Annotated in this window: 2 protein-coding genes and 1 pseudogene; all 3 read left to right on the top strand. The window is 60.8% G+C overall.

The window, feature by feature from the left end:
• The first annotated feature begins 181 nt into the window (after positions 1–181).
• Positions 182–637, top strand: coding sequence for a (2Fe-2S)-binding protein (locus tag IF803_RS42255; protein WP_028341950.1), 456 nt, complete (start codon positions 182–184; stop codon positions 635–637).
• A 4-nt stretch (positions 638–641) separates the two neighbouring features.
• The gene (locus tag IF803_RS42250) at positions 642–2,846 is read left to right on the top strand and encodes a xanthine dehydrogenase family protein molybdopterin-binding subunit (protein WP_028341949.1); all 2,205 of its coding nucleotides are present in this window, start codon (positions 642–644) and stop codon (positions 2,844–2,846) included.
• Positions 2,847–3,136: 290 nt separating this feature from the next.
• Positions 3,137–3,421, top strand: a pseudogene (locus tag IF803_RS42245) (helix-turn-helix transcriptional regulator); the annotation flags it as partial.

Here is a 3,421-nt window from a genome sequence, read left to right as displayed (position 1 = left end):
GACAGCTATTAGAAGATTTCGTTCCGCGCTGCGATCAATGGGCGTCGCTATCGCGAGACCCCATCGAGTAGCGCTAGCGCAACCTCAATCCGCCGGACCAGGCCGCATCAGGCGACTGGATCATGTTGGGGACTTCCAATGCGTGGGTGCTCCCCGCTCCCAACGCGCTCGAGAGGCATCCATGGCTTTCACGTTAAAGATCAACGGCACATCACATAAAGTCGATGTCGACGGCGACATCCCGTTGCTGTGGGTGCTGCGCGACGTCCTCGGCATGACCGGTACCAAGTTCGGTTGCGGCCAGGCGCTGTGCGGCGCCTGCACCGTGCATGTCGACGGCCAAGCGGTCCGCTCCTGCCAGACATCGGTTGACAGCGTCGGCGACAGCGCGGTCACCACGATCGAGGCGATCGGCCAGGCGCCGCAAGGCGCGGCCTTGCAGAAGGCGTGGCTCGAGCTGGAGGTGGTTCAGTGCGGCTACTGCCAGTCCGGCCAGATCATGTCGGCGGCGGCCTTGCTGAAAGACACTCCGAAGCCGAGCGACGCGGACATCGATTCAGCGATGTCAGGCAACGTGTGCCGTTGCGGGACCTACCAGCGCATTCGCGCCGCGATCAAGCGCGCAGCGGGAGCTTGAGACCATGGATAGGCAGATTCTGAAGGGCCGAGGCAACGAAACGGCGATGTCGCGGCGCTCCTTTCTCCAAGGCACCGGCTTGCTGCTTGGCTTTGCATTCACCGGAACGAGCCCTGAATCCGTCTTTGCGGCGTCCGCTTCGCAGGTGGTCGAAAACGAGGTCGTGGGTACCTTCGCGCCGAACGGATTCATTCGGATCAATCCAACCGGCGCCGTCAGGCTGATCATGCCGATGGTCGAGATGGGACAGGGCGTTTACACGTCGCTGTCGATGCTTCTCGCTGAGGAACTGGAAGTCAGACTGGACCAGATTCAGGTTCAGCATGCGCCGCCGAATCACGCGCTTTACGTCAACTCGATCATAGGCATTCAGAACACAGGCGGTTCCGCTTCGGTGCGGGCTTTCTGGACGCCGCTGCGTCAAGCAGGGGCAGTCGGTCGCAATCTGCTGATTGCGGCAGCCGCCAAGCGCTGGAATGTCGATCCAGCGACTTGCCGCGCCAAGGGCGGCATCGTGTTCGATAAGTCAGGCTCGAAACATCTGAGCTACGGCGAACTTGCGGATGATGCCGCGAAACTGCCTGTTCCGGCCGCAGCAAGCGTAAAATTGAAGGATCCGAAGGATTTCGCGCTGATCGGCACGCGTGCCAAGCGCGTGGATTCATCGATAAAGGTCGATGGGCGCGCGCTCTACGGCATCGATGTACGGCTGCCTGGTATGACGGTTGCCGCGGTTGCCATCTCGCCTGTGCTCGGCGGCAAGGCGAAAACAGTGAACGAGAAAGCCGCACTGGCGGTGAAGGGCGTCCGGCAGGTGGTCAACATCGATGAGGCTGTCGCCGTGGTGGCGGATCACATGGGTGCGGCGAAGAAGGGACTCGAGGCTGCCTCCATCACGTGGGACGATGGGCCGAACGGCAAGGTCAACAACGCCGACATCGTCAGGCAACTGGAGGAAGAATCAAGCAAGCCGGGCGTGGTAGCCCGCAGCGATGGGGATGCAGGCAAGGCTCTTGCTGCGGCGGCGCAACGGCTCGACGCCATCTATCAGGTGCCTTTCCTGGCTCATGCGGCGATGGAGCCGATGAACTGCACCGTTCATCTGCAGAAGGATCGTTGCGACATCTGGGTCGGGACACAGGCGCCGACCATCACGCAAGCTCTGGTGGTCGAACTCACCGGCTTGCCGAAGGATGCGATCAAAATTCACAATCATCTGATTGGCGGTGGCTTCGGCCGGAGGCTGGAGGCCGATGGCACCGTGCTTGCCGTCAAGATCGCCAAGCACGTCGACGGCCCGGTCAAGGTGATCTGGAGTCGCGAGGAAGACATTCAGCACGACATGTATCGGCCCTACTATCTCGATCGGCTGTCGGCCGGTCTTGACGTCGCCGGCAGGCCGGTTGCCTGGACACACCGGATCGCCGGCTCCTCGATCTTCGCTCGCTATTATCCCCCATATATCAAGGATGGGCTGGACCCTGATGCGGTCGAAGCGGCTGCCGAGCCGCCCTATGCGCTGCCCAACATCCATGTCGACTATGTCCAAGTCGAGCCTCGCGGCGTCAAGACGTCCTGGTGGCGCGGCGTCGGACCGACTCACAACGTGTTTGTGGTCGAAAGCTTCATGGATGAGCTCGCCCATGCCGCAAAGCGGGATCCGGTTGCTTATCGAAAGGAATTGCTTAGCCACAATCCGCGCGCGCTTGCCGTATTGTCGCTTGCCGCAGAGAAAGCCGGCTGGGGATCACCACTTCCTCCGCGGCACGGCCGCGGGATTTCGGTCCAATTCGCGTACGGAAGTTACGTCTCGCAGGTCGCCGAGGTCGAAGTGGCGGCCGATGGCTCTGTCAAAGTCAAGCGGATCATCTGCGCACTTGATTGCGGCATGCACGTCAACCCAGACACGATCGAAGCCCAGATCCAGGGTGGAACACTTTTCGGACTGACCGCCGCACTTCATGGCTCGATCACCTTCAAGGATGGGCGGGTCGAGCAGAGCAACTTCGACAGCTATCTACCGATGCGCATCGACGAGGTACCGGAGGTGGAGACGTATTTGATCAAGAACGCGGAGGCTCCGGGTGGCGTTGGTGAGGCTCCGACGGCCATCGTCAGTGCTGCGGTGACCAATGCGATCTTTGCCGCTACCGGCAAACGTGTTCGCAGCCTGCCGATCGATACGGATTCGCTTAAGTCGTCGTCCTAGTCCTTGCTCGTCATCACCGCGCCGCAGCGTTTCGGCTAGCCCGTAGCTGCGCTCCGCAATGCGGCGTCGAACACCCTCGTTCCGGTCGACTGCCTCGATCTGAAGGTGGTTCAGGTTGGACCTGCAAGAGTTTCACTTCCCTACCAGGACGTTCTGATCATGATTGCTCTATCGATTCCGGGACGACGATCGGTCAACGGCGCGCGCGAGTAGGGCGACACCGTCGCTGGAGAACAGACTTCAAAGCACGACTGGCGCCATTAGCCAGACAGTAGAGGGCCACTACGGTCATGCACACGAAAGCGGTTCTAGCGCAGGCTGTCGTCGGGCAGAACGCCTTTCCGCCCGCGCGCTCGACTGTCAAATTGTCTGCAACAGACCTCAACAACCTGATGCAGGACCTCGACATCGACGTCATCGCGCTGACCGAGCTTCTGGTGCCCCGCAGCCATCGAGTCGAGATGGGAATGATCGACGCACCCGGGATCCACTACAACTTGAGTGGCGTCGGACACATCTCGATCAACGGCGGACCAAAGATACAGTTGAGCCCTCACTCTGTCTCTTATACACAT

The organism is Bradyrhizobium sp. UFLA06-06, assembly GCF_054820065.1.
Note: the sequence above shows the minus strand (reverse complement) of the source record. Positions and strands in the feature narration are given on the sequence as shown.